Raw genomic sequence first — 23,405 nt, forward strand, 5'->3', positions numbered from 1 at the left:
TTGTATCGACTAATGCGAGATGATTGAAACAATCAATGCGTTTAAGTGGCTTAAAGAGTTGAGCGATTAGGTTGATATGTCTTGAACGCCATAATGTACGTTATGTGGCCAGACTCTTCGGTCAGCGGTGTCGGATTGGCAACGGGTTTTTGGCGAAGCGAATCGACATGACTCGATCTATTACCTGGACAGATCGCAAGTATTGGCTATCTTATAAGAGGAAAGGTATTAATAGTAGCTGATTGAGGTCGGATAAATGAACGAGCAATTCGATGGCTTAACGGTCATGGTGGTGGATGATAGCAAGACGATTCGGCGTACCGCTGAAACCTTGCTAAAGAAAGCTGGTTGTGAGGTGATAACAGCTATTGATGGTTTTGATGCGTTGGCGAAGATTGTGGATGGTAAGCCTGATATCATCTTCGTCGATATTATGATGCCGCGCTTGGATGGTTATCAAGCCTGTGCACTGATTAAGAACAACGTACATTACAAATCAACGCCGGTGATCATGTTATCAAGTAAAGACGGCCTTTTCGATAAAGCAAAAGGACGTATTGTTGGTTCTGACCAATATCTTACTAAACCATTCAGCAAAGAAGAGTTGCTCGGTGCCATTAGTCAGCACGCACAGCCTTCCAGGATGGAACAGCAGGCCTAAAGCCGCAGATAAAAACGGATAAAATAAATTTAAGGTGAAGCTATGACTCGAGTACTTATTGTTGATGATTCTCCCACCGAAACCCATGCCTTTGCGTCAATTTTGCGGCAAAACGGACATGAGGTATTAACGGCTGAAAATGGCGCTGATGGTGTCGCTATGGCACAAAAGGAACAACCCGATGTTGTCTTGATGGACATCGTTATGCCCGGCTTGAATGGTTTTCAGGCAACCCGACAATTATCAAAAGGTAATAACACCTCGCATATCCCCGTTATTATCGTGACCACTAAAGATCAAGAAACTGACCGGGTTTGGGGAGCGCGTCAAGGCGCTAAGGGGTACTTGGTCAAGCCTATTAACGAAGCGCTGCTGTTGACGACCATCAAAAATGTAATTGTGGCCTAAGCTGCGGTAGCTTCACGAAATAATCCATGTCGGAGCAAGTGACGAACATGACGCAATTGAATATATCGACGCCGTTTCAGCTATTCCAAAAAATGGCGCAACAGGGAAGACAAAGAGCGGTTGATCTACCCGTTCAAAATGATACTGAAGGGCAGTGGAGGGGAGTTGGTTTTCAATTAGCAGGTACTCGGTTTATCACGCCAATGGCGGAGGTAGATGAGGTGCTTTATATGCCGAGTTGCACCCGCTTCCCTGGGGTAAAACCTTGGGTGACAGGGGTTGCAAATGTGCGGGGCCGTTTGTTATCGGTAATTGACCTAGGTGTATTTTTTGGTAGTAAGTCCAGTGTATCGTCAAAGAAATGTCGTGTTTTAACGATTAAATATAATGATTTATACACGGGCGTGATTGTTGAAGAAGTACTTGGTATACAGAGTTTAAATGCGGCGACCAAGGTTGATAAAGTCACAATTAACGAACTCTATAAGCCCTATGTGGCAGGTGGTTTTGAGCAAGATGGGCGTCATTGGACTATATTTAGTTTATCCAAATTAGTTCAAGCGCCGGAGTTTTTACAGGTCGCCGTATAGTCCATTTTAGGCTGGCGTGAAACTAAATTGAATTGAAAGAGTTAAATATCCAATTTCGCTTGGGAGTTTAAAAGGATGAAAGTATCAAATGTGAACACTGGGGCTGGAAGCAACCGGTTAATACTAGGCCTCATGGTGTTATTGGTCTTCGCGATTGCTGGTTTTATCACCATTCTGGTTATTACCAGCACGGAAGGTGGTTTTGATAAACAATATATTCGCCACGCTGGCGAGTTGCGCGTGCTTTCCCAAGAGATTGCCAAAAATGCCAATGAAGCGGCTTCCGGTAAGGCTGAAGCTTTTGCAGGGCTGGCAAAAGCGACAGAAGAGTTTGAGCGGCGCTGGGGGTATTTAAAGCAAGGTGATCCTAGCGAGGGTATGCCCAGCAGTCCCGTTCAGGTTAAAAGCGATATGGGTTCTGTGCAAGCGGTATGGGAGCAGGTACAGGTTGATGCCAAACAAATTCTGGCGAGTAAAGAATCCGTACTTGCGCTACACCAAGTGGCTGAAGCACTGAGTGAAACCGTTCCTCAATTGCAAACGGAGTATGATGACGCGATTGCCATTCTCTTAGAGAACAATACATCAGCGAGCCAGATTGCCATTGCACAGCGACAGTCATGGCTGGCAGAGCGTATTGTGCGGAATGTAAATATTATTCTTAGAGGTGGTGAGAATGCAGTACTGGCCGCCGACGCATTCGAATTGGATGCAACGGAGTTTAGCCGTGTCTACGAGGGTATGTTAAAAGGTGATCCAACGCTAAATGTGGAGCGTGTAAGAAATACTAAAGTACTAAAGATTTTTGAAAATATCAGCGGTCAATTCCAGGTCGTGCGCGATAGTGTGGATCGTATCATCGAATCCTCACCGGAATTGTTTCAAGTGCGCGAAGCGGCAAATACTATTTCATCTAACTCAAAAGAATTGTTGAATAAAACCTCGGCATTGGCTGAACGTTTTCAAGTGCTACCGAATGAGCGCACCGTATCGCCGTTAATGGGTTATGCCTGCGGTATATTGGCCTTGGCCATCATTGGCCTTTTAGGGGTTATTATCTATCGTGACACCCGTAAACGACTGAATGAACAATCGGAAACTAATGAGCGTAATCAAACAGCGATTTTACGTCTATTAGATGAAATTGCTGATTTGGCGGATGGTGATCTCACCATTAGCGCCACGGTAACCGAAGACTTTACCGGCGCAATCGCCGACTCAATCAATTATGCGATTGATCAGTTACGTAGCCTGGTCGTTTCGATTAACGAAAACTCAAAAATGGTTTCCTCGGCGGCACAGAAAACCAGAGCGACGGCACAGCATCTGTCTGAAACCTCAGCAAATCAGGCGCGTGATATTACTGCGGCGACCGGTTCTATCAATCAAATTGCCAGTTCAATGGACGCAGTGTCTGGCAGTGCTGACGAATCTTCTAAAGTAGCTGAGCGTTCGGTTGTGATCGCGAATAAAGGTGCATCAGCGGTGCAAAACACCATTAACGGTATGGATAAAATTCGTGAGCAAATCCAAAAAACATCTAAGCAGATCAAACGGTTGGGTGAAAGCTCACAGGAAATTGGTGATATCATTTCGCTGATTGATGACATTGCGGACCAAACTAACATTCTGTCTTTGAATGCAGCGATTCAGGCGTCGATGGCGGGTGAAGCAGGGCGTGGATTTGCGGTGGTTGCGGATGAAGTTCAGCGCTTGGCGGAACGTTCCGGTGCGGCAACTAAACAGATTGAAGTCTTGGTAAAAACTATTCAGGCCGATACTAATGATGCGGTTATTTCGATGGAGCAAACCACGGCAGAAGTGGTGCAAGGAGCGCGTTTGGCTCAGGATGCCGGTGTTGCCTTGGGCGAAATCGAAGAAGTATCCAACGATTTGGCAAAATTAATTCAGGAAATTTCCGGTGCGGCCAAACAGCAATCCACCGCAGCGAACCAGATATCAAAGTCAATGAACGTGATTCAGGAAATTACTTCTCAAACCTCATCCGGTACGTTGGCGACAGCCTCATCGATTGGGCATATGGCTGATATGGCTAAGGAAATGCTGGATTCAGTTGCAGGCTTTAAACTGCCTAACAGTGAAGCCACTGAGCAGCATGAAGAGCATGAGCCAAGGGGCCAGTCCCGAGTACAGGACTCTAGTTCTGCCGTCACGAAAGAAGTTGCAGAAACTCAAATGGCAAGCAAGGATGAGTCGACTCAGAATGATGATCTTGAGATCGACCCTAAGTTAGGTGAGTTAGCTGAAATGGATGTAGATGAAGCAGTGACTATTGATGATGGTTTGCTGGCAAATGATGAAACAATGGAAACAAGTGATCAAGAGGGTCGCAATGCTTCCGCAGCCTAAAGGCGCGGATTTCATTTGCTGCGAAGGTAATTATTGCTGCATGACCAAGAATATCTTGGTAAAAAACACCAATATCTCTAAATTGTGCCTTATTCTTACAACTAAGGCCCGGCTAAAAAGAACGGAGTCACTATGGGTGAGTCCCATGATGTTATGAATCTCGAATGGGTTCAATCAGATATCGAGCAAACATTGCTCCAGGCGCAGGAAAGTTTGGAAGCCTGCCTGTCTGGTAATGGAGATTATAAAACCCAGCTTAAAAGCTGCTTTGATGCGGTGCATCAGGTTGCCGGGTCTTTGCAAATGGTTGGTTTATCTGGTGCTGTGTTACTGACCGAGCAAATGGAATCTCTGTTAAGCGGTATGCTTAATGACGCCGTGAAAAATCGTGATGACGCCTATGTCGCTCTCGCGCAGGCAATGGTGCATTTGCCTCCTTACTTGGCGCGTGTTAAAGCCGATGTTGAGGAATCGCCAATACTCCTGTTGAAGGCGATCAATGATATCCATAAGGTTTTAGGAACCCAGCCAATTCTTGAGTACTCAATGTTTGATCCCAAACTGGGTGCTCAACGACCACTGGCGTCTGCCGAGTTAAAGACGAATTTTGCAGAGCACAGCGCGGCTAATATCAGCAAATTACGCCAGATTTTTCAATTTGCATTAATCGGCTTGATTCGTAACGAAGACGTTAAAGTCAATTTGGTCAGAGTGTCGAACGTTCTGGCTCGGTTACAGCAAGAATGCAACGGCTCGCGAATTAATCAGTTGTGGGAAATTTCCTGTGCCATGATTGAAGCTATGATTGGCGGTGCCATTGAGCTGAATACTGAAGTGATAGAGCTGCTGCGTTCGACTGATAAAGAAATAAAGCGACTCGCTGAAGCGGGTGAAAATGGATTAGACCAACAGCCAAAAGAAAATCTGTTAAAGGGTATGCTCTACCATGTCGCGAAAACTACTTTGGATAGCGCTCAGATTCAAATCATTAAACAGACTTATGATCTGGACCGCTACCAGCTGAGCGATGATAGGGACCCCCATGCCAGATTATTTGTTGGGCCCGACAAGGATACGCTGAATTCAGCAGTGTTAGCGCTGATGGAAGAGTTGCAGCGCATCAAAGATACCATTGATCTGTATGTGAGAAATGAAGTTAAAACAAATATTGATCTGGGTGGATTAAAACCAAGTTTACGGCAAATTGCCAGCACACTGGTTATGCTGAATCTTGAAGAGCCAAAAGTTGTGGTGCAAGAGCAGTTGGACGTATTGGCTGAACATTCTAATGGCGGGGCTGAAATACCCAGTGAAAAATTGCTTAGGATCGCTGAAGCCCTTTTGTATGTGGAATCTCAGCTGAATGGTATCGTTGAAAGGACTAACTCTTCACAAGTTGACAGCATTAGCGCCTATGCAGATAAAGCGGTAGAAAGAGTGATTCTGGAAAGCCTGTCTAATATGAAACAGGCTAAAGATGACATTCAGGAATTTGTCCTCAGTAATGCTGATTTTGAAAAATTAGAGAATGTTCCGGTCATTTTACGTAGTGCCTATGGCGGCCTTTCTATGATTGCTCAGTCAGCCGCTGCACAACTGGTTTTCTCAGTCGCTCAGTATATTGAGGACGATATATTAGCGTTAATGAAAGAGCCGCAAGCCGATGTGATGGATACCTTGGCGGAAGTGGTCTCGACAGTGGAATACTATTTGGAGGGGTTGGCAGAAGACAAACCTTCTAACGCGAAAATTTTGGAAGTGGCAAAATCACGTATTGCATCGTTGGGGTACCCCGTTGAGCAAAGTGAAGGTATTACCAGCGAAGATGAGTGGGATCAATCGGAGTCTTTTGTTGAATCGAATAGCAAAGATGAAGTTTTGGAAACTGCCGCACCGGAGGACTCCGTTGCCCAGAGTTCGGATGAGATAACATTTGAACTTGATTCGACGCTTGATGATCTCGAAGGGTTGGGTGAACTGGTGCCTTCGTCTGATGAAGAACAGGCCATTGATCTTGACAGTGATGAAGAAGAAATTAAGTTCGAATTGCCGGTTAATGATGAGCTGATAGCAGAACCAGTTCTTACTACGCAATCCACAGAGCCTGAGGAAGATATCATCGCCCCAGAGGTTGCGATTGAATCGGGCTTTGCGAATGAGGAAGAACTGGTTGATGAAGAAATACTAGAGATTTTCGCAGAAGAAGCGGAAGAAGTTATTGGCGTCATTAATGAGCATTGGCCGTTATATGCGGACAACCATAGCCAGAGTGGTTCACTATCAGAGGTACGTCGAGCTTTCCATACACTGAAAGGAAGTGGACGTATGGTTAAAGCGTCGGTGATTTCTGAGCTAGCGTGGTCTGTTGAAAACTTGCTTAATCATCTGATTGAAGAGTCGCTGGTTATTAATCAGCCCATTCTAACGCTTGTTGATGACGTGCGTGCCGAGTTGCCCGCCCTGTTACAGCATTTTATTGAGCGAACAAACCCGGAAACCGATGTTGCTGGCTTGATGAGTAGAGCTGACAGATTAGTGGCTGGCGAAGAGGTGGTTGAAGCCGTTATTGAGCCGACACCAGAAGTTGAGCGGGAAGAAATTACAGATGTTCTAGCTGATGAGCTGAGTGTGGCCCCGCCATCTGAGGTTGAGAAAGAAGCTTCTGAAGATATTGCCGAATATCCTGTGGAAGCAAGCCTTGAGGATAGTGTTGAGTTTGGTGTTCAGTTAATCGACGTCAATGATAACGCAACCGAAATAGAGCAACTGGAAGCGCAACCTCAAAATATGGAGGATGACAGCGAGGCAGAAGAACCGGAGGTTTCGCTCAATGAAATCTTTAGTCAGGAGGCGAAGACTCATCTTTCAGTGCTTGAAGCCTTTATCGAATCCTACCGCCAATCCGAAGGGCAAGCGATTACCTTCACTGAAGAATTATACCGAGCGTTACATACCCTCAAGGGCAGTGCGCGCATGGCATCTTTGGATGCCATTGCTGAAATCGCCGCCGCGAGTGAAACGCTGGCGAAAGAACTGGGTGCTTACCATTTGATGGCAGACCAAGCAACAGTAACTTTGCTGGATGAAGCCAAAAACCTTATGAAGGGAGCTGTTGAGCAGTTAGCATCGCAACAGGAAATTGAGATTGTAGGTGCGGAAGATTTGATTAGGCGTATTGCCGATCTTCAGCTCGAACGTATCCATCTGGCAGAAAAATCGGGTGCCGGTAATGAGGAAGAGTTATCACCTGCCTTGAGATTCTTGCGCGATAACATTGATCCGATCTGCGAGGTTACTGAGCAGTTTGAGCAGTGGCGTGAGCAGCCGACGCTAGGGTCTACATTGTTCGAAACACTGGTTGCGCAGGTTTCCAGTCTGAATGAAGCGGCACAAGTTTGCGAGCAGCCAGAGATTGAAACGTTGCTAGCGACCCTGGAATATGTCTACCGCACGATAGACGGTTTAAAATTACAGCTGGCGCCGCAAATGATATCGGCGCTCAACTCTGCCCATGAGGGGCTGGTAGGTTTGGTTGATCAGCTTGCTGCCAGCCAGCAGTTAGTGGTATCAGAAAGTTGGGCCATAGAGTTGGATAATGCGCTCACCGAATTACAGGAAATGAAGCCAAATGAAGCGCCAGCTGAAATAGACGCAGCGTTTGCCGAGAAACCTCCAGAGGATACACCTCCTCAACCGGTGGAAATAGAGCCTCACCATACTATCTCAGACGCATCAGAAGTAACCGAGCTGGAGCCTGAGAATCTGACTGTGGCGGTTGCTCAGGATGAAGAGATTGATCAGGAATTGATTGAAATTTTCCTCAGCGAAGCAGATGAAATTATGGAGGTTACCGCCGAGGCGAAACAGCGCTGGATTGAAAATACTGAAGATTTAACCGCTGTTGATGAGTTACAAAGAGGCTTACACACCCTGAAGGGTAGCTCACGTATGGCAGGGGTATCGGCCATAGGTAACCTCAGCCATGAGCTTGAGTCGGTTTATGAGGATGTCATTGCTGGGCGTATTAATGCCTCCGCTGAACTGTTTGACCTTGCCCATGAGTGTGATGATCGTTTGGCCGATATGGTTTCGGAATTGCGATCAGGAGCTATTTGTCGAGATGCAACAGGATTGATTGAAAAGGTTAAAGAATTTCACCGCCAGCAACTTGATCCCACTGCTGCGAAAAGCTCAGAGCCGCGCAAAGTTGTATTTGATACATCCTTAGGTGCTACCGTTGAAGCGGATGGTGAACAATTAAACGCGTTCTTTATGGCTGCAGACAACTGGCTGGCCCTGCTTACTGAGACTATCCAGACAGCAGTAACACGTGGTGCAATGTCAGATGCGGATCACAGCAAAACCTTTGAATTGTTAACACAGATTCAGGAGTCAGCTTATACGTCTGAGGTGAATGAAATTGGTGATTTATGCCAGTTATTTGCCGAGTTAGTTGGTAATTTAGAGCCTCAAGATTTGGCCATTCCAGCCACCATAACAGATTTAGCAGAGTGGTTAGAGCGTATTGAGTCCAGTTATCAGGAGGCTAAGTCTGCCGCCGCAGGTGAGGTTCAAGTTGCAGAGATTGAGGCTCAATACCCGGATAAAACTGAGTCCGCCTATCCAGAAAGTAGCGCCAGCGATCATAAAGCGTCGGCGGCTGTGCAAAAACCGAAGAATGAAACGGTACGTGTACCATCTGCTTTACTCGAGCACTTAGTTGATTTGGCGGGTGAAACCAGCGTATCTCGGTCGCGGGTAGAGCAGCAGGTCAGTAATTTTGGCTACGCTATTGAGGAAATGGCATCAACGATTGAGCGGTTACGTGAGCAGTTGCGTCGGATGGAAATTGAAACGGAAGCGCAAATTTTATTTGGCCAGGAGCGCGAAGGTCCCGAGCATGAAGGCTTTGACCCTCTGGAAATGGATCGCTATAGCCGTATCCAGGAGTTATCACGTTCCTTAGTTGAGTCCGTGTCTGACTTGTTTGATTTGAAGGATACTTTGCATGATCGTTCGCGCTACACAGAAACGCTGCTGTTGCAGCAGTCGCGCATTAATACCGAGCTGCAAGAAGGCTTGATGAAAACGCACATGGTGCCTTTTGCCAGAATGGCGCCACGGTTACAACGAGTTGTACGTCAGGTTAGTAGTGAACTGAACAAGAAAGTTGAATTACAGATTAAGAATATTGATACTGAAATGGACCGTTCGCTGCTTGAACATATGACTGCTCCGTTAGAACATATGCTCAGAAATGCGGTCGACCATGGTGTCGAGTTACCCAGTCAGCGGGTTGCCGCAGGGAAGCCCGAAATTGGCCGCGTCAGCCTGGAGTTATCGCGAGATGGTGGCGATATACTGCTAACCTTGCGAGATGATGGCGCTGGCATTGATGTTGACTCAGTAAAAGCCAAAGCGATTGAGCGAGGTTTAATGACGGCGGACTCCAATCTGAGCGATCATCAGATTCTGCAGTTCATTATGCAGGCAGGTTTCAGTACAGCAAAACAAGTGACACAAATATCTGGTCGCGGTGTTGGTATGGATGTCGTGAGCAATGAAATTAAGCTCATGGGCGGATCAATCGAAATCAACTCTACCAAAAACAAGGGAACCTGCTTCCTTGTGCGTGTGCCGTTTGCGGTTTCTATTAATCGTGCTTTGATGGTGACAATTGGGGAGGAAGTATACGCACTGCCATTAAGTACTATTGAAGGCGTCGTGCGAGTTTCGCCCTATGAATTGGAAGAATATTATCGTCCGGATGGCCCCGATTTTGAATACGCCGGTCAGCGCTACGACCTGAAATATCTAGGTGAATATCTAGGACATGGTAACAGTTATCAATTACAAAACCAGGCAATGCCCTTGCCGGTGGTACTGATTCGTACAGCCGAACATACCGCGGCAGTTCAGGTCGACAGTGTCAGCGGCAGCCGAGAAATTGTGGTGAAACCGCTTGGGCCGCAGTTAGGTGTTATTCCCGGTATGTCAGGGGCAACAATTTTGGGTGATGGGCGAGTTGTATTGATTCTGGATATGGCAGCCATGATACGATCAATGGCCGCTGAAGTCAGAGATATGCCGGTTGTCGGTGCTGCCTTGACGCCAGTATCCGAGAATCTGCAGGTCATGGTGGTTGATGACTCCGTAACGGTGCGAAAAGTGGCATCCCGACTGCTAGAGCGCCATGGCATGGATGTGGTGATTGCCAAAGATGGGTTAGAAGCAATGACGAAGTTGCAGGATATATTGCCGGATATTATGCTTTTGGATATTGAAATGCCGCGTATGGACGGTTTTGAATTGGCCTCGCTGATGCGTCATGATGAGCGTTTGCAGGATGTACCTATCGTCATGATTACCTCGCGTACCGGCGATAAACACCGTGAGCGGGCCTTAGAAATTGGGGTTAACCGTTTTATGGGTAAACCCTTTCAAGAATCGGAGTTGCTCGACGCCATCGCCGAATTAACAGATTTTGAGCGGCGTGAAGTGGCTCAGGCTGATTAAATTGACAGTTAAATGCTGAAAACAAAAAAGGATATAAGCATGACAGACAGCTCGGTACCCGGTTTGATATTTCCACTACAGGATCGCAGCCTGTTGTTGCCCGATACCTTGGTGGCGGAAATAACGCCCATGGCAGGATTGATCGTGGAATCGAGTAAACAGCGTTGGTTATTAGGACGTAAGCATTGGCGTAATTTGCGTATTCCTGTAATTTCGTTTGAAACCCTGTCTGGCGGCAGTCTCAGGAAACATTCGGAGCATGCCTGCATAGCGGTTGTTAAAGGTTCTGGTACGCACGAACAACTACCTTTCTGGGGGTTGTTGTTACAGAACAAGCCGAAGTCAGTGAAGGTATATGAGCATGATCTTACGGTTATTAATGAGACGCTCAGTGACTCTGAGTTGATGGCTGTTTCGGTAAAAGAGAATGCGGTCCGAATCCCTAACCTGGAATATCTTGAAGAGCAGCTCATCTCTTCCAGCGCCGTACACTAATACCCCATTCGTCTTAAATGCTATGCCCGCTAGCGAAGAAGTGAGTGCCTATTTTTCTTTGCTTTTATGCGCTAGCTGGGCAGCATTCTGTTCCCAGTTCTGGCCATCAAAGGCAATCAAGGTAACGTGCTCTGGTTGATGATCCAAACAGCGAAGGTTAACATCGACGCCATCGGGGTTGGAGCGTGGAATATAGAAGGGTTTGATGCCGCAAATTGCGCAGAAATAGTGTTTCGCTATACCGGTATTAAACTGATAAGTTTGCAACTGCTCTGCACCCTGTAATAAGCGAAACTCAGATTTGGGTACAATTAGGTGTAGAAATCCCGATTTACTACAGATTGAACAATTACAGTCTTCGACCTCCACTTGTGCTGGCGCATTTACTTCAAACTTAATGGCGCCACAGTGGCAGCCTCCGGTATACAGCATAAGAGTTCCTTACATAGACGAGTGGGCTAAGCGAGATCTCCCCACTGGTACTGAAGTATGCTCAGCGCAGCAAGGGGGGCGGTTTCAGTGCGCAGCACGCGGGGTCCCAATTGTAACGGGCAGAACTGTGCGTTTATTGCTTGTGCTATTTCAGCGTTACTAAACCCACCTTCTGGGCCAATGAGCAAAATAATCGAAGCTGGTCGTACGGTCGTTTCAAGTGGATTTTCACTTGCTGGCTGTAAAATTAGTTTCAAATCTGCATCCGCGAGATTAATCCAATCGTAAAAAGAACTGGGCGGATAAATTTTTGGCAACAGGTTTAATCCAGTCTGCTCGCAGGCGCTAGCAGAAACCTTCTGCCAGTGTGTCAGTTTTTTCTCCAACCTGTCGTTCTTAAGTTTAACCTCGCAACGCTCACTGAATAAGGGTGTTATAGCGGCAACTCCAAGCTCAGTGGCTTTTTGTACGACGAAATCCATCCTTTCCCCGCGTGATATCGCAATACCAAGATGTATGGCAAGCGGGGAGCTGTTATTCGGCGGGCTAAAAGTGAGCAGCTTAATATTTACCCCTTGACGGTCAGAATGTAGGATTTTAGCCTCATACTCTCCACCTTGGCCGTTAAAAACTCTAATCTTGGCGTCGATAGAAAGCCTTAGTACCCGTGTAAGATAGTGACTCGCTTCAGGGCCAAGCAGTATCTGGGCGTTGCTGATTAAAGTTTGGTCAACGAAAACTCTAGGGATGCGCATATCGTTTAACTGACAGAGTTAAAGAATGAAGTTAATCTGCCTGATCTAAGCGCAGATTTTCCCATAAAGCCAGAACCTGCTCGGCTTTGTTCATCGTATAAAAATGTAATCCAGGCGCCCCTCCTGCCAATAGCTTTTCGCACAGCTCTGTGACGACATCAATGCCAAAAGATAAAATACTGGCGGAATCATCGGCATAGGATTGCAGGCGTTTACGAATCCAGCGGGGAATTTCTGCACCGCAGGTATCTGAAAAGCGTGCCAAATTGCTGAAGTTAGTGATGGGCATAATGCCAGGCACAATGGATTTGTTAATGCCTGCCGCCTGGCAGCGTTCAATAAAGTAAAAATAGGCATCGGCATTATAGAAATACTGAGTGATTGCGCTATTGGCCCCGGCATCAAATTTTTTCTTCAGATAAAAAATATCTTTATCGTAGCTCTGTGCCTGCGGGTGGATTTCTGGATAGGCGGCTACCTCGATATGAAAGTGCTCGCCGGTATGTTTGCGAATAAAGGCTACCAATTCGCTGGCGTAGACTAAATGGCTGCCACCCATTCCGGATGGCAGGTCGCCTCTGAGTGCCACCAGACGGTTAATCCCCATATCACGATAAAGCTGTAATAAATCGATCACCGCTTCTTTGTTATCGCCGCCAAAGGAAAGGTGCGGGGCCACATCGAGCCCTGCATCCTTGATGCGCTTGACGGTGGCAAAGGTTTTGTCACGGGTCGAACCACCGGCGCCATAGGTCACAGAAAAGAACGCCGGGTGCTTACTACTCAGTTTTTCCCAGGTCAGCTTGAGGTTCTCATCGCCCTGGGCACTTTTGGGCGGGAAAAACTCGCAGCTATAGATTTTTTGAGTCATGACGCATTTCTCTTTGACGTTAGTTTAGTAACGATAGCTGTCGGTTTTGTAGGGGCCATCGATAGGCACGCTAATATAGTCAGACTGTTTTTGAGTCATTTTGGTAATGACGCCATCGAAGCCAGCCACCATATGGCGTGCGACTTCTTCGTCCAACTGTTTTGGCAGTACTTCAACGCGTAACTGTTGTGCTTGCGTGGCGCTATCCTGGCTGGCGTAAGCCTGCTGATATAAATGGATTTGCGCCAACACCTGGTTGGCAAAGGAGCCGTCCATAATGCGCGAAGGATGTCCGGTGGCATTGCCCAGATTGACCAAGCGCCCTTCCGATAGCAGAATCAAATGATCACCCGCCTCTTTGTTACGGTGAATCAAATGAACCTGGGGTTTGACCTCTTCCCACTCCCAGTTCTGGCGCATATAGGCGGTGTCGATTTCATGGTCAAAGTGGCCGATATTGCAGACTACGGCACCATTCTTCAGATTTTGTAACATGTTTTTATCGCAGACGTTGACGTTACCAGTGGTGGTGACGATCAGGTCGGTACCGCCCAGCAGGTCTTTGTTGATGCAGTCCAGTGTGCCGTCGTTATCGCCATTGATATAGGGCGACACTAACTCAAAGCCATCCATACAGGCCTGCATCGCACAAATGGGGTCGATTTCAGTCACCCGAACGATCATACCTTCCTGGCGCAGCGATTGTGCAGAACCTTTGCCGACATCGCCATAACCAACCACCAGCGCTTTCTTGCCGGACAGTAAATGATCTGTTGCACGTTTGATGGCATCATTTAAGCTGTGACGGCAGCCGTATTTATTATCGTTCTTAGATTTGGTCACCGAATCATTAACGTTGATGGCGGGCACCTTAAGAGTGCCTTTTTCTAACATTTCGATGAGCCGGTGCACTCCGGTGGTGGTTTCTTCGGTGATACCATGAATTTTGGCTAACATTGCTGGATATTTCTCATGGACGATAGCGGTTAAATCACCACCGTCATCTAGCAACATGTTGGCGTCCCAAGGTTGGCCATCCTTGAGAATGGTTTGTTCGATACACCATTCATATTCAGGCTCGGTTTCGCCTTTCCAGGCAAACACTGGAATGCCTTGCGCAGCGATGGCGGCGGCAGCATGATCCTGTGTCGAGAAAATGTTACAGGAAGACCAACGTACCTCTGCGCCCAGGTCGATCAAGGTTTCGATGAGTACAGCCGTTTGAATTGTCATGTGAATACAGCCAATAATCTTGGCATCTTTGAGTGGCTGTTCTGTACGATATTTTTCGCGCAGCGCCATCAGTGCGGGCATCTCACTCTCGGCGATTTGAATTTCTTTGCGGCCCCAATTGGCTAAGTTAATATCGGCGACTTTATAGTCGGCTGTTTGGTTGGGCGCGGTTGCTGTGCTGGACATAGTTTAAATTCCTAGTTTAAATTCCTATTTGGTTGGCCAGTTGGTCTGCCAATTTAATTAAAGTGCTGCTTTTAGCGCTTCTGCTTTATCAGTTTTTTCCCAGGTAAAGTTTTCTTCCTCGCGGCCAAAGTGCCCATAAGCTGCAGTTGCGCGGTATATGGGGCGTTTCAGGTCGAGCATCTGAATGAGTCCGGCTGGGCGTAAATCGAAATGCTCGGAAATTAGATTGACGATCTGCTCGTCGGGTAATTTACCAGTACCGAAGGTATTGATGCTGATGGAAGTAGGCTCAGCGACGCCAATGGCGTAGGAGACCTGGATTTCGCAACGATCAGCCAAACCTGCTGCAACAATATTTTTGGCGACATAACGCCCGGCGTAGGCGGCTGAGCGATCCACCTTGGAGGGGTCTTTGCCGGAGAATGCGCCGCCGCCATGGCGTGCCATGCCACCGTAGGTATCGACAATGATTTTTCGTCCGGTCAAGCCGCAATCACCAACGGGCCCGCCAATAATAAACTGGCCAGTTGGGTTGATATGGTACTTGGTATCAGCATGCAGCCATTCTGCGGGAAGCACGTGCTGGATAATTTCCTCCATTACCGCTTCACGAATATCCTTCTGGCTAACGTCTGGATCATGTTGGGTTGAGAGTACTACCGCATCCACCGCCACAGGCTTACCATTTTCATAACGCAGCGTGACCTGGCTTTTAGCATCGGGACGTAACCAAGTAAGCACATTACGTTTTCTTAAATAAGCTTGGCGCTCCACTAGGCGATGGGAATAGTAGATAGGTGCGGGCATCAATACGGCTGTTTCATTGGTAGCATAACCAAACATTAAACCCTGGTCGCCAGCGCCCTGTTCTTTGCTGTCGCCCTCATCAACACCCATGGCGATATCGCTGGATTGCTTGCCGATGGCATTCAGTACGGCGCAGGAGGCACCATCAAAACCCACATCGGAACTGTTATAGCCAATATCTAAAATGACCTCTCGTACCAAGTCTTCTAGGTCGATATAGGTATTAGTGCGGACTTCGCCTGCGATAATGGCCATGCCGGTTTTGACCATGGTCTCAACCGCAACGCGGGCATCTTTGTCTTCTGCAATAATAGAATCCAGAACCGCGTCGGAGATTTGGTCCGCCATTTTGTCGGGATGCCCTTCGGAAACAGATTCCGAGGTAAATATAGAATAATCGCTCATAGGTATTACTCGTTGATTAATGATGGATAGGGTTGGAATTTAAGCTTTTTTGGAACAGGTGGAGCTGCACTTGGAAGCCATTGCGCAGCCCTAAAAATAGATTTTGCCTCGAGATGAGGTCGGCTGCCTCAGCCCAGTGTTGAAGTTCTTCAGGTTCAAAGCCAAGCCAAATATCGCCGCAGCTGTCTTTAACCCAGGATTGGTCATGTGGGCAGAGCTCTGCAATCAGTATATAGCCACCAGCTTTTAACAGTTGGCTACCCTGTTGGAAAAATTCCGCTGGTGAAGCAATATGATGTAACACCATATTGCTAACCAATAAATCCACCTTAATATTGCGTTTGACGGCATCTAACGGCTCGCCATGAATAAACTCGATGTTATTCAGGTGAGCTTTATTGGTTTTCTGTTGCGCAATGGCCAACATGCTGGTGGAATTATCCAGAGCGATTACTTGGTCGAACTGAATTGCCAGTTCGATTAAATAGTCGCCTTCGCCGGGACCGATTTCAATAGCGGTAGCACTGCTTGGTAACTGTGCTAATTTGACTAGATCGCGAATGTTGGCGACATATTGAGAATTTTCGGTAATTAATGCCTGATGTTCTTTGAACTTTGCTGCATTCTTAGTAAAAAATTCAACTGAAGAATGGGCGCGTTCCTCGCGAATTTTGTGTAGGCGCTCAACCATCTTCGTATCCAAGGGTAGTTGGTCAATACTGGCGAAAAGTGCCTGATTAAACGCTGTTAGTGGACTTTCTATCGCCAGCAAAGGTCTCCGATAGAAGATTGAATTGCCCTCTCGCCGGGTGGCGACTAGTCCGGCGTTGGCTAAGACTTTTAGGTGATGGCTCAACTTGGGTTGGGCCAGATCGAGTATATGGCAAAGCTCAAGTACGCCAAAAGATTCGGCGCGCAGCACACGCAGAATCTTTATCCGCAGCGCATCCGCTGCAGCCTTGCAGGCACGCGCGAGGAAAGCCTCGCTCATGCTGGCGGGTACGGTTTCTGTCGAGCTGTCGCCCAGGGTAGTATTCATAACTGTGCCTTTATAGCATTGAGTGTCGGATTAATCAAATCTATATCAAAATATTTTGATATAGATATTTTTGGTGGAATTGTTTAATAGTTGGCATTTAAGCAACTAATTGGGCAGTTTCCCCAAGTTAGATTTGATGCTTCGCGCCAGTTAGGTGAAAATAGGCGGCTTTTTAAAATCTAAGTTTCGATGCAACCAAGAGGTTCAACTATGTCGTCGCAGACCGTTCCGCGAAATCAACTTGCCAATGCCGTGCGTGCTTTAAGTATGGATGCAGTCCAACAAGCTAACTCCGGGCATCCCGGGGCGCCAATGGGAATGGCTGATATTGCGGAAGTGCTATGGAATGATTTCCTGGTACACAATCCGACGAATCCGCAGTGGCCAAACCGTGACCGCTTTGTACTCTCCAATGGTCACGGCTCCATGTTGCTGTACTCCCTGTTACATTTGGCCGGTTATGATCTCAGTATCGATGATCTTAAGAATTTTCGTCAGCTCCACTCAAAAACACCAGGACATCCGGAGTATGGTTATGCCCCCGGCGTCGAAACCACCACCGGGCCGTTGGGGCAGGGTATTGCCAATGCGGTGGGTATGGCCATAGCAGAGAGAACCTTAGCGGCTCAATTTAACGAGCCGAACTTCCCCATTGTCGATCACCATACTTACGTATTCTTAGGTGATGGCTGTTTGATGGAGGGTATTTCCCACGAAGTGTGCTCATTAGCCGGAACGCTCGGTTTGGGCAAACTGATCGCGCTTTATGATGATAATGGCATCTCAATTGATGGCGAAGTGCAGGGTTGGTTTAGCGATAATACGGCAAAACGCTTTGAAGCCTATGGTTGGCAGGTGATCGCTCATGTAGACGGCCATGATCCGGCAGAAATTAAGACTGCACTAAAAACCGCGCGCGCCAACACAGAACAGCCTACCTTGATTTGCTGCCAGACCATTATAGGGTTTGGAGCGCCTAATAAACAGGGTACAGAGAGTGTGCATGGTGCCGCCTTGGGCGAGGCTGAGGTGCAGGCAGCGCGTGAAAATCTGGGCTGGCAACATCCGCCCTTTGATATACCTGAAGCTATTTATAGCGGTTGGAATGCGAAGCAGCGCGGTGCCGTAGCGGAATCAGACTGGCAAACCCTGTTTACGGCTTATGGCTCGGCCCACCCCGTTAAAGCAGCGGAATTCGAGCGCCGCGTTAAAGGTGAGTTACCAAATGATTTTGCGCAAATTGCAGAAGAATACGCTCAAAAAGCGCAGGGCGCAGCTGAAAAAATCGCTACTCGTAAGGCCTCGCAAAATTGCCTCAATGCCTTTGGGCCTGGATTGCCGGAGTTACTGGGAGGGTCAGCTGACCTTACTGGATCCAATTTGACTAACTGGAGTGGCAGTCAACCGCTAACGCGTAATCAGGCGGACGGTAATTATATTTATTATGGTGTGCGTGAATTTGGTATGTCGGCCATTATGAACGGTATTGCTTTGCATGGCGGCTTTATTCCTTATGGTGGCACGTTCTTGATGTTTATGGAGTATGCGCGCAATGCCGTGCGTATGGCGGCTTTAATGAAGCTGCGTAGTATCTTCGTCTACACTCATGATTCGATTGGCCTGGGTGAAGACGGTCCTACTCACCAAGCGGTGGAACAACTGACCTCTTTGCGCAGCACTCCCAATATGTCAGTATGGCGTCCCTGTGATACCGTCGAATCAGCGGTGGCCTGGCAATCTGCGATTGAACGTCAAGATGGCCCCAGCGCATTGATTTTTTCACGTCAATCCCTGCCAGTGATGCCGCGCTCTGCCGAGCAGCTCGCGAATATAAAGCGCGGTGGTTATATCCTCAAGGACAGTGAACAGGCGCCGCAAGCAATTATTATCGCCACTGGTTCAGAGATCGGTACAGCAATGGCGGCAACAGAAGATTTACAGAGGAGCGGCGTACAGGTCAGGTTGGTATCAATGCCATCTACAGACTTGTTTGATGCGCAGGATGAGAACTATCGAGAATCTGTCTTGCCTGCGAATATTGCGGCCCGTGTTGTAGTGGAAGCGTCGCATCAGGATTATTGGTATAAGTATGCGGGCTTGAATGGGCGCATCATTGGCATGAAGAGCTTTGGTGAGTCGGCACCCGGTGAGCAATTAATGGAATATTTTGGTTTCACCACGGATAATATCGTGCAGCAAGTGGAAGCACTGCTCTAGCAGCCTGTCAGGCAGAGGTTCTAATCTGTTCACATTGGTCGATGGCATTGATTTTCAGGGAGCACTATGTCCTATCGGTTAGCGATTAACGGTTATGGCCGCATCGGTCGCTGTGTGTTGCGTGCGCTCTATGAGTCTGCCCACAAGCAGGATATGGATATCGTCGCCATTAATGAGCTGGCGGATATTGAAACCATCGCGCATCTTACCAAATACGACTCCACTCATGGCCGTTTTTCCGGTGACATTAGTGTCGAAGGAGAGCTGCTGGTAATTAACGGCGACCGTATACCGGTAACGCATTTTAAACAGCGCGATCACTTACCCTGGGCTGCGCAAAAAGTTGATCTCGTACTGGAGTGTTCGGGTAGCTTTACCGATCGTGTTTCCGCCGAGCAACACTTGAGCTGTGGCGCAAAACGGGTGCTCTTTTCCCAGCCTGCCGAACCCTGTGTCGATGCCACCATCGTTTACGGCATCAATCATCAAAGTCTGACTGCCGATGATACGATTATTTCTAATGCTTCCTGCACGACTAACTGTATCGTGCCAGTGATTAAGTGTCTGGATGATGGTATCGGTGTGGAATTAGGCCACATCACTACTATTCATTCCGCGATGAATGACCAGCCAGTTATCGATGCTTATCATCATACCGATTTACGCCGCACACGCAGTGCTAGTGCATCCATTATCCCGGTGGAAACGCAGCTGGCAAAGGGTATTGCGCGGGTGCTGCCGGAATTTGAAAAGCGTTTTACTGCTTCGGCAATGCGGGTACCGACGGTGAATGTTTCGATCATGGATTTGACCGTGCAAATGAAAAGGGCAACCACGGTCGCGGAAGTGAATCAACTACTTAAAAATGCAGCAACAGGAGGACTCGCTGGTATTTTAGGCTATACCGATGAGTTGCTGGCATCCTGTGACTTTAATCATGATGTGCGCTCATCCATTGTTGATGGCGGACAAACCTGCGTTACCGGTGATCGCCTGGTCAAGGTAATGGCTTGGTTCGATAATGAGTGGGGTTTTGCGAATCGTATGCTTGATGTTGCCGGTGTGCTGAAAAATTTAACAAAAAAATAATCTCAGGAAATCAGGATTAATAAATGACTGTACTGAATATGACTGACCTTGATCTGAACGGCAAGCGCGTATTGATTCGAGAGGATCTTAATGTGCCGGTTAAAGAGGGGAAAGTAACCAGCGACGCGCGTATCCGCGCAGCTTTACCAACAATTAAGCTCGCACTTAAAGCCGGGGCAGGTGTTATCGTGATGTCGCATCTCGGTCGCCCAAAGGAAGGGGTGAGCTGGCAGGACCAACAGGAGTTTTCGTTACAGCCGATCGCACAATATTTGGCAGAGCTGCTGGCTAGGCCGGTACGTTTTGAGCGGGATTGGTTGGAGGGGGTCGAAGTACAGTCAGGTGAATTAGTCCTGGTGGAAAATGTCCGTTTTAATACCGGGGAAAAGGCGGATGACGAGACATTGGCAAAAAAAATGGCACAGCTCTGCGATGTTTTTGTAATGGATGCTTTCGGTACGGCCCATCGGGCGCAGGCATCCACCCACGGTGTCGCGAAATTTGCCCCTGTCGCTTGTGCGGGGCCACTGTTGAGTAATGAGCTGAGTGCGCTGAAGCAGGCACTTGCCAACCCAGCACGGCCGGTGGTTGCTATTGTCGGGGGGGCGAAAGTCTCGACCAAACTGACCGTGCTGAAGTCGTTATCAAAAATAGTTGATCAATTGATTGTCGGCGGCGGCATCGCCAATACCTTTTTAGCGGCGGCGGGTTTTCCAGTTGGCAAATCTTTGTGCGAGCATGATTTGATCGATGATGCAAAAGCATTGCTGCAGCAAACAGAAATTCCCTTACCGACGGATGTGGTGGTGGCGAAGGAGTTTAGCGAGTCGGCGGTTGCCGTCACCAAGGCGGTGATGGATGTGGCGGATGATGAGATGATTCTCGATATTGGCCCGAATTCAGCAGCGGTTTTGGCTGGTATTTTACGTGAGGCAAAAACAATTATCTGGAACGGTCCGGTGGGGGTGTTTGAGTTCGACCAATTTGGCCAGGGTACGCAAGTTATTGCTGAGGCCATTGCCGCAAGCACCGCTTTTTCGATAGCTGGTGGCGGTGATACGCTGGCGGCAGTTGATAAATACGGCATTACCGAGCAAATTTCCTATATCTCCACCGGTGGAGGTGCCTTTTTGGAATATGTTGAAGGCAAAATACTTCCGGCTGTGGCAATATTGGAACAACGCGCAGCAAACCAATAATTCGCCATTTTCAGCCAGCGGCTGTTTAACGGGCGACCGGGAGATAGCTATGACGTCAATTGCACTGGAGTTACAGCAAACTATTGCCGCAATGGCGGTACGGGGTAAAGGTATTCTAGCGGCCGATGAAAGTAGTAATACCATCGCCAAACGTTTTGCCGATATCGGCGTTGAATCAACGGAAGAAGCCCGCTGTCGTTACCGCTCCCTGTTGCTTGCCACCCCTCATCTGGGTGACTTTATCAGTGGCGTTATCCTGTTCGAAGAAACTCTGGCGCAAACTGCTTGCGTCAACAATGTCGCCATCCCGCAGCTGGCGGCTATCCAGCAGATAGTCCCAGGTATTAAGGTTGATAAAGGTTTGACCGACCTTGCCAACTGTCCAGGGGAACAAGTGACTCAGGGTCTGGATGGTTTACGAGAACGTTTGACTGAATACAAAAAACTGGGTGCGCGTTTTGCCAAGTGGCGTAATGTCTATCACATCAGTAGTCGAACGCCGAGCCGTCGCGCCATCAATATTAATGCTGAAATGCTGGCGCGTTATGCGGCGCTGTGCCAAGAGCAGGGTATTGTGCCGATCGTAGAGCCCGAAGTTTTAATTAATGGTACCCATAGTATTGAAAATTGTGCTGAAGCGACCGAAGTGACTATACAAGCGTTGTTTCATGCCTTGCACCGGCAAGGGGTGGTGTTGGAGCACTGTATTCTGAAGCCGAACATGGTGGTGCCAGGTAAGGATAGCGGTATTGAAACTACACCGGAACAGGTGGCCGAGCTCACCCTAAAAGTATTGCGTAGAACGGTGCCTGCAGCGGTACCGATGATCGCTTTTTTATCGGGCGGTTTATCGCCGGCGGATTCAGATGCGTACTTGAATGCGATCAATCAACAGCCTGCTCCCTGGTTGTTGAGCTATTCCTATGGACGAGCTTTGCAGCAGGAGGCGCTGCATGTCTGGAGTGGGAAGCAGGAAAATTGGGATGAGGCTCAGGCGGCGCTGCATCATCGTGCTCGATTAACCGCCGCTGCACAATTGGGCGACTACCGTGCCGATATGGAACACGTGTCATCACATGACTAAAGGGCTATCACTCCGTTGGGACAAAAATAGTATTCAACGACAATGGAAGCCGATAGATTTTGATTATCCCGGCACACTATCCGAAATAGAGCAAGAATACTGTCGTTATTACGGTATTCATTTTGAAAAAGATTTTTCTCATTTGATGCATGGTTTTGGTTATTGCCAAATAGCGGATTTTCGCCTAGCAACGCATTACTTTCGCCCGCGCCTCGGTTTGTCCAAAGGCACTGTGCTATTGCTGCATGGTTATTTTGATCACGCCGGTCTGTTTCAGCACATAATACGTTTTTGTCTGGAACAGGATTATTCGGTGCTTATCTATGATCTGCCGGGCCATGGGCTGTCTACTGGTGAACCTGCGGGGATCAATAATTTTCAGCAGTACGTTGAGGTTTTGCACCATTACGTGACGGTTTGCCAATCGCATTTTGATGAGCCCTGGCATTTACTGGGGCAGAGTACTGGTGGTGCCATCGCAATGGCTTACCTGATGGCGCATCGATTTGATCAAATTAACAACCCCTTCAAAAATATTTTCCTTCTGGCACCTTTAGTCAGACCGGTGGGTTGGAAAAAGCTGCTGTGGCTTTATGCCGCCTCCAAACATTGGGTGAAAAGTGTGGAACGCAAGATCATGCCTTGTTCCCACGATGCAGGCTTTATCGATTTTTTGACCAATAAAGATCCGCTGCAATACCAGCGCATACCACTTTCCTGGGTAGCCGCTCTGATAGATTGGGCATCCACTTTTGAAAGGGTAAAACCATCCCCCCTATCACCGATTATTATTCAAGGCGGTGAAGATACAACTATTGACTGGCAATATAATCTGCGAGTCATCGATAAAAATTTTAATCGACCCAAAATACATTTTTTGCCTCAGGCAAGACATCATCTAGTGAATGAATCTAATGAGTTTCGGGAGCCGTTATTTGACCTGTTAGAGACTTATTTTAAGCAATAGTAAATAACGTCGCGAATAATTGTCTGTTATAACCATGACCGTTAAAAACTCCTATTAATAGAGGAAAAGATCATTTCACAG

Annotated in this window: 17 protein-coding genes; 11 read left to right on the forward strand and 6 right to left on the reverse strand. The window is 47.7% G+C overall.

Translation table 11 applies throughout. The features are described 5' to 3' along the window. Positions 1-256 precede the first annotated feature (256 nt). From pilG to H6995_00445, 6 genes are all read left to right on the forward strand, one after another. The gene (gene pilG / locus H6995_00420) at positions 257-661 is read left to right on the forward strand and encodes a twitching motility response regulator PilG (GenBank protein MCP5213459.1); all 405 of its coding nucleotides are present in this window, start codon (positions 257-259) and stop codon (positions 659-661) included. Positions 662-703: 42 nt separating this feature from the next. Continuing rightward, complete coding sequence (gene pilH, locus H6995_00425) at positions 704-1,069, forward strand: twitching motility response regulator PilH (GenBank protein ID MCP5213460.1); 366 nt, start codon at positions 704-706, stop codon at positions 1,067-1,069. A 47-nt stretch (positions 1,070-1,116) separates the two neighbouring features. After that, positions 1,117-1,659 (forward strand): purine-binding chemotaxis protein CheW, encoded by a 543-nt coding sequence (locus H6995_00430; GenBank protein MCP5213461.1) that lies wholly within the window; start codon positions 1,117-1,119, stop codon positions 1,657-1,659. Between the two features lie 75 nt (positions 1,660-1,734). Continuing rightward, positions 1,735-4,029 (forward strand): type IV pili methyl-accepting chemotaxis transducer N-terminal domain-containing protein, encoded by a 2,295-nt coding sequence (locus H6995_00435; protein MCP5213462.1) that lies wholly within the window; start codon positions 1,735-1,737, stop codon positions 4,027-4,029. Between the two features lie 132 nt (positions 4,030-4,161). Next, positions 4,162-10,545, forward strand: coding sequence for an Hpt domain-containing protein (locus H6995_00440; GenBank protein ID MCP5213463.1), 6,384 nt, complete (start codon positions 4,162-4,164; stop codon positions 10,543-10,545). Positions 10,546-10,584: 39 nt separating this feature from the next. After that, on the forward strand, positions 10,585-11,040 hold the full coding sequence (locus H6995_00445; GenBank protein ID MCP5213464.1) for a chemotaxis protein CheW: 456 nt from the start codon (positions 10,585-10,587) through the stop codon (positions 11,038-11,040). 48 nt (positions 11,041-11,088) lie between these two features. Here the strand turns inward: H6995_00445 and H6995_00450 are convergent, their stop codons facing one another. From H6995_00450 to H6995_00475, 6 genes are read right to left on the reverse strand one after another with little or no spacing between them, the layout of a single operon-like run. After that, complete coding sequence (locus tag H6995_00450) at positions 11,089-11,472, reverse strand: GFA family protein (GenBank protein ID MCP5213465.1); 384 nt, start codon at positions 11,470-11,472, stop codon at positions 11,089-11,091. Between the two features lie 26 nt (positions 11,473-11,498). Continuing rightward, a complete protein-coding gene (locus tag H6995_00455; protein ID MCP5213466.1) occupies positions 11,499-12,227 on the reverse strand; it encodes a 16S rRNA (uracil(1498)-N(3))-methyltransferase in 729 nt (242 codons plus the stop codon). A 31-nt stretch (positions 12,228-12,258) separates the two neighbouring features. After that, a complete protein-coding gene (metF, locus tag H6995_00460) occupies positions 12,259-13,098 on the reverse strand; it encodes a methylenetetrahydrofolate reductase [NAD(P)H] (GenBank protein MCP5213467.1) in 840 nt (279 codons plus the stop codon). Positions 13,099-13,122: 24 nt separating this feature from the next. Then, positions 13,123-14,517, reverse strand: coding sequence for an adenosylhomocysteinase (locus tag H6995_00465; GenBank protein MCP5213468.1), 1,395 nt, complete (start codon positions 14,515-14,517; stop codon positions 13,123-13,125). A gap of 57 nt (positions 14,518-14,574) precedes the next feature. Continuing rightward, positions 14,575-15,729, reverse strand: a complete 1,155-nt coding sequence (locus H6995_00470; protein ID MCP5213469.1) for a methionine adenosyltransferase — start codon at positions 15,727-15,729, stop codon at positions 14,575-14,577. 16 nt (positions 15,730-15,745) lie between these two features. Continuing rightward, the gene (locus tag H6995_00475) at positions 15,746-16,768 is read right to left on the reverse strand and encodes a metalloregulator ArsR/SmtB family transcription factor (GenBank protein ID MCP5213470.1); all 1,023 of its coding nucleotides are present in this window, start codon (positions 16,766-16,768) and stop codon (positions 15,746-15,748) included. A 210-nt stretch (positions 16,769-16,978) separates the two neighbouring features. On the opposite strand from H6995_00475, the gene tkt reads away from it, so the two are divergent. From tkt to H6995_00500, 5 genes are all read left to right on the forward strand, one after another. Continuing rightward, on the forward strand, positions 16,979-18,985 hold the full coding sequence (tkt, locus tag H6995_00480; GenBank protein ID MCP5213471.1) for a transketolase: 2,007 nt from the start codon (positions 16,979-16,981) through the stop codon (positions 18,983-18,985). Positions 18,986-19,051: 66 nt separating this feature from the next. After that, positions 19,052-20,074, forward strand: a complete 1,023-nt coding sequence (gene gap, locus H6995_00485) for a type I glyceraldehyde-3-phosphate dehydrogenase (protein ID MCP5213472.1) — start codon at positions 19,052-19,054, stop codon at positions 20,072-20,074. Positions 20,075-20,097: 23 nt separating this feature from the next. Then, positions 20,098-21,273, forward strand: coding sequence for a phosphoglycerate kinase (locus H6995_00490; GenBank protein MCP5213473.1), 1,176 nt, complete (start codon positions 20,098-20,100; stop codon positions 21,271-21,273). A 49-nt stretch (positions 21,274-21,322) separates the two neighbouring features. Further along, positions 21,323-22,357 carry a fructose-bisphosphate aldolase class I gene (locus H6995_00495; protein MCP5213474.1) on the forward strand — a complete coding sequence of 345 codons (1,035 nt, stop codon included), beginning with the start codon at positions 21,323-21,325 and terminating at the stop codon, positions 22,355-22,357. Then, positions 22,350-23,324: an alpha/beta hydrolase gene (locus H6995_00500; GenBank protein ID MCP5213475.1), complete on the forward strand. Its 975-nt coding sequence runs from the start codon at positions 22,350-22,352 to the stop codon at positions 23,322-23,324. Before H6995_00495 ends, H6995_00500 begins: the two co-directional genes overlap by 8 nt. The last annotated feature ends 81 nt before the right edge of the window (positions 23,325-23,405 follow it).

Source organism: Pseudomonadales bacterium (assembly GCA_024234615.1).
Classification (GTDB): domain Bacteria; phylum Pseudomonadota; class Gammaproteobacteria; order Pseudomonadales; family IMCC2047; genus JAJFKB01.

Bases quoted from the DNA above. Each gene is read 5' to 3' on its own strand.
- pilG (MCP5213459.1), top strand. From the start codon at position 257: ATGAACGAGCAATTCGATGGCTTAACGGTCATGGTGGTGGATGATAGC.
- pilH (MCP5213460.1), top strand. From the start codon at position 704: ATGACTCGAGTACTTATTGTTGATGATTCTCCCACCGAAACCCATGCC.
- H6995_00430 (MCP5213461.1), top strand. From the start codon at position 1,117: ATGACGCAATTGAATATATCGACGCCGTTTCAGCTATTCCAAAAAATG.
- H6995_00435 (MCP5213462.1), top strand. From the start codon at position 1,735: ATGAAAGTATCAAATGTGAACACTGGGGCTGGAAGCAACCGGTTAATA.
- H6995_00440 (MCP5213463.1), top strand. From the start codon at position 4,162: ATGGGTGAGTCCCATGATGTTATGAATCTCGAATGGGTTCAATCAGAT.
- H6995_00445 (MCP5213464.1), top strand. From the start codon at position 10,585: ATGACAGACAGCTCGGTACCCGGTTTGATATTTCCACTACAGGATCGC.
- H6995_00450 (MCP5213465.1), bottom strand. From the start codon at position 11,472: ATGCTGTATACCGGAGGCTGCCACTGTGGCGCCATTAAGTTTGAAGTA.
- H6995_00455 (MCP5213466.1), bottom strand. From the start codon at position 12,227: ATGCGCATCCCTAGAGTTTTCGTTGACCAAACTTTAATCAGCAACGCC.
- metF (MCP5213467.1), bottom strand. From the start codon at position 13,098: ATGACTCAAAAAATCTATAGCTGCGAGTTTTTCCCGCCCAAAAGTGCC.
- H6995_00465 (MCP5213468.1), bottom strand. From the start codon at position 14,517: ATGTCCAGCACAGCAACCGCGCCCAACCAAACAGCCGACTATAAAGTC.
- H6995_00470 (MCP5213469.1), bottom strand. From the start codon at position 15,729: ATGAGCGATTATTCTATATTTACCTCGGAATCTGTTTCCGAAGGGCAT.
- H6995_00475 (MCP5213470.1), bottom strand. From the start codon at position 16,768: ATGAATACTACCCTGGGCGACAGCTCGACAGAAACCGTACCCGCCAGC.
- tkt (MCP5213471.1), top strand. From the start codon at position 16,979: ATGTCGTCGCAGACCGTTCCGCGAAATCAACTTGCCAATGCCGTGCGT.
- gap (MCP5213472.1), top strand. From the start codon at position 19,052: ATGTCCTATCGGTTAGCGATTAACGGTTATGGCCGCATCGGTCGCTGT.
- H6995_00490 (MCP5213473.1), top strand. From the start codon at position 20,098: ATGACTGTACTGAATATGACTGACCTTGATCTGAACGGCAAGCGCGTA.
- H6995_00495 (MCP5213474.1), top strand. From the start codon at position 21,323: ATGACGTCAATTGCACTGGAGTTACAGCAAACTATTGCCGCAATGGCG.
- H6995_00500 (MCP5213475.1), top strand. From the start codon at position 22,350: ATGACTAAAGGGCTATCACTCCGTTGGGACAAAAATAGTATTCAACGA.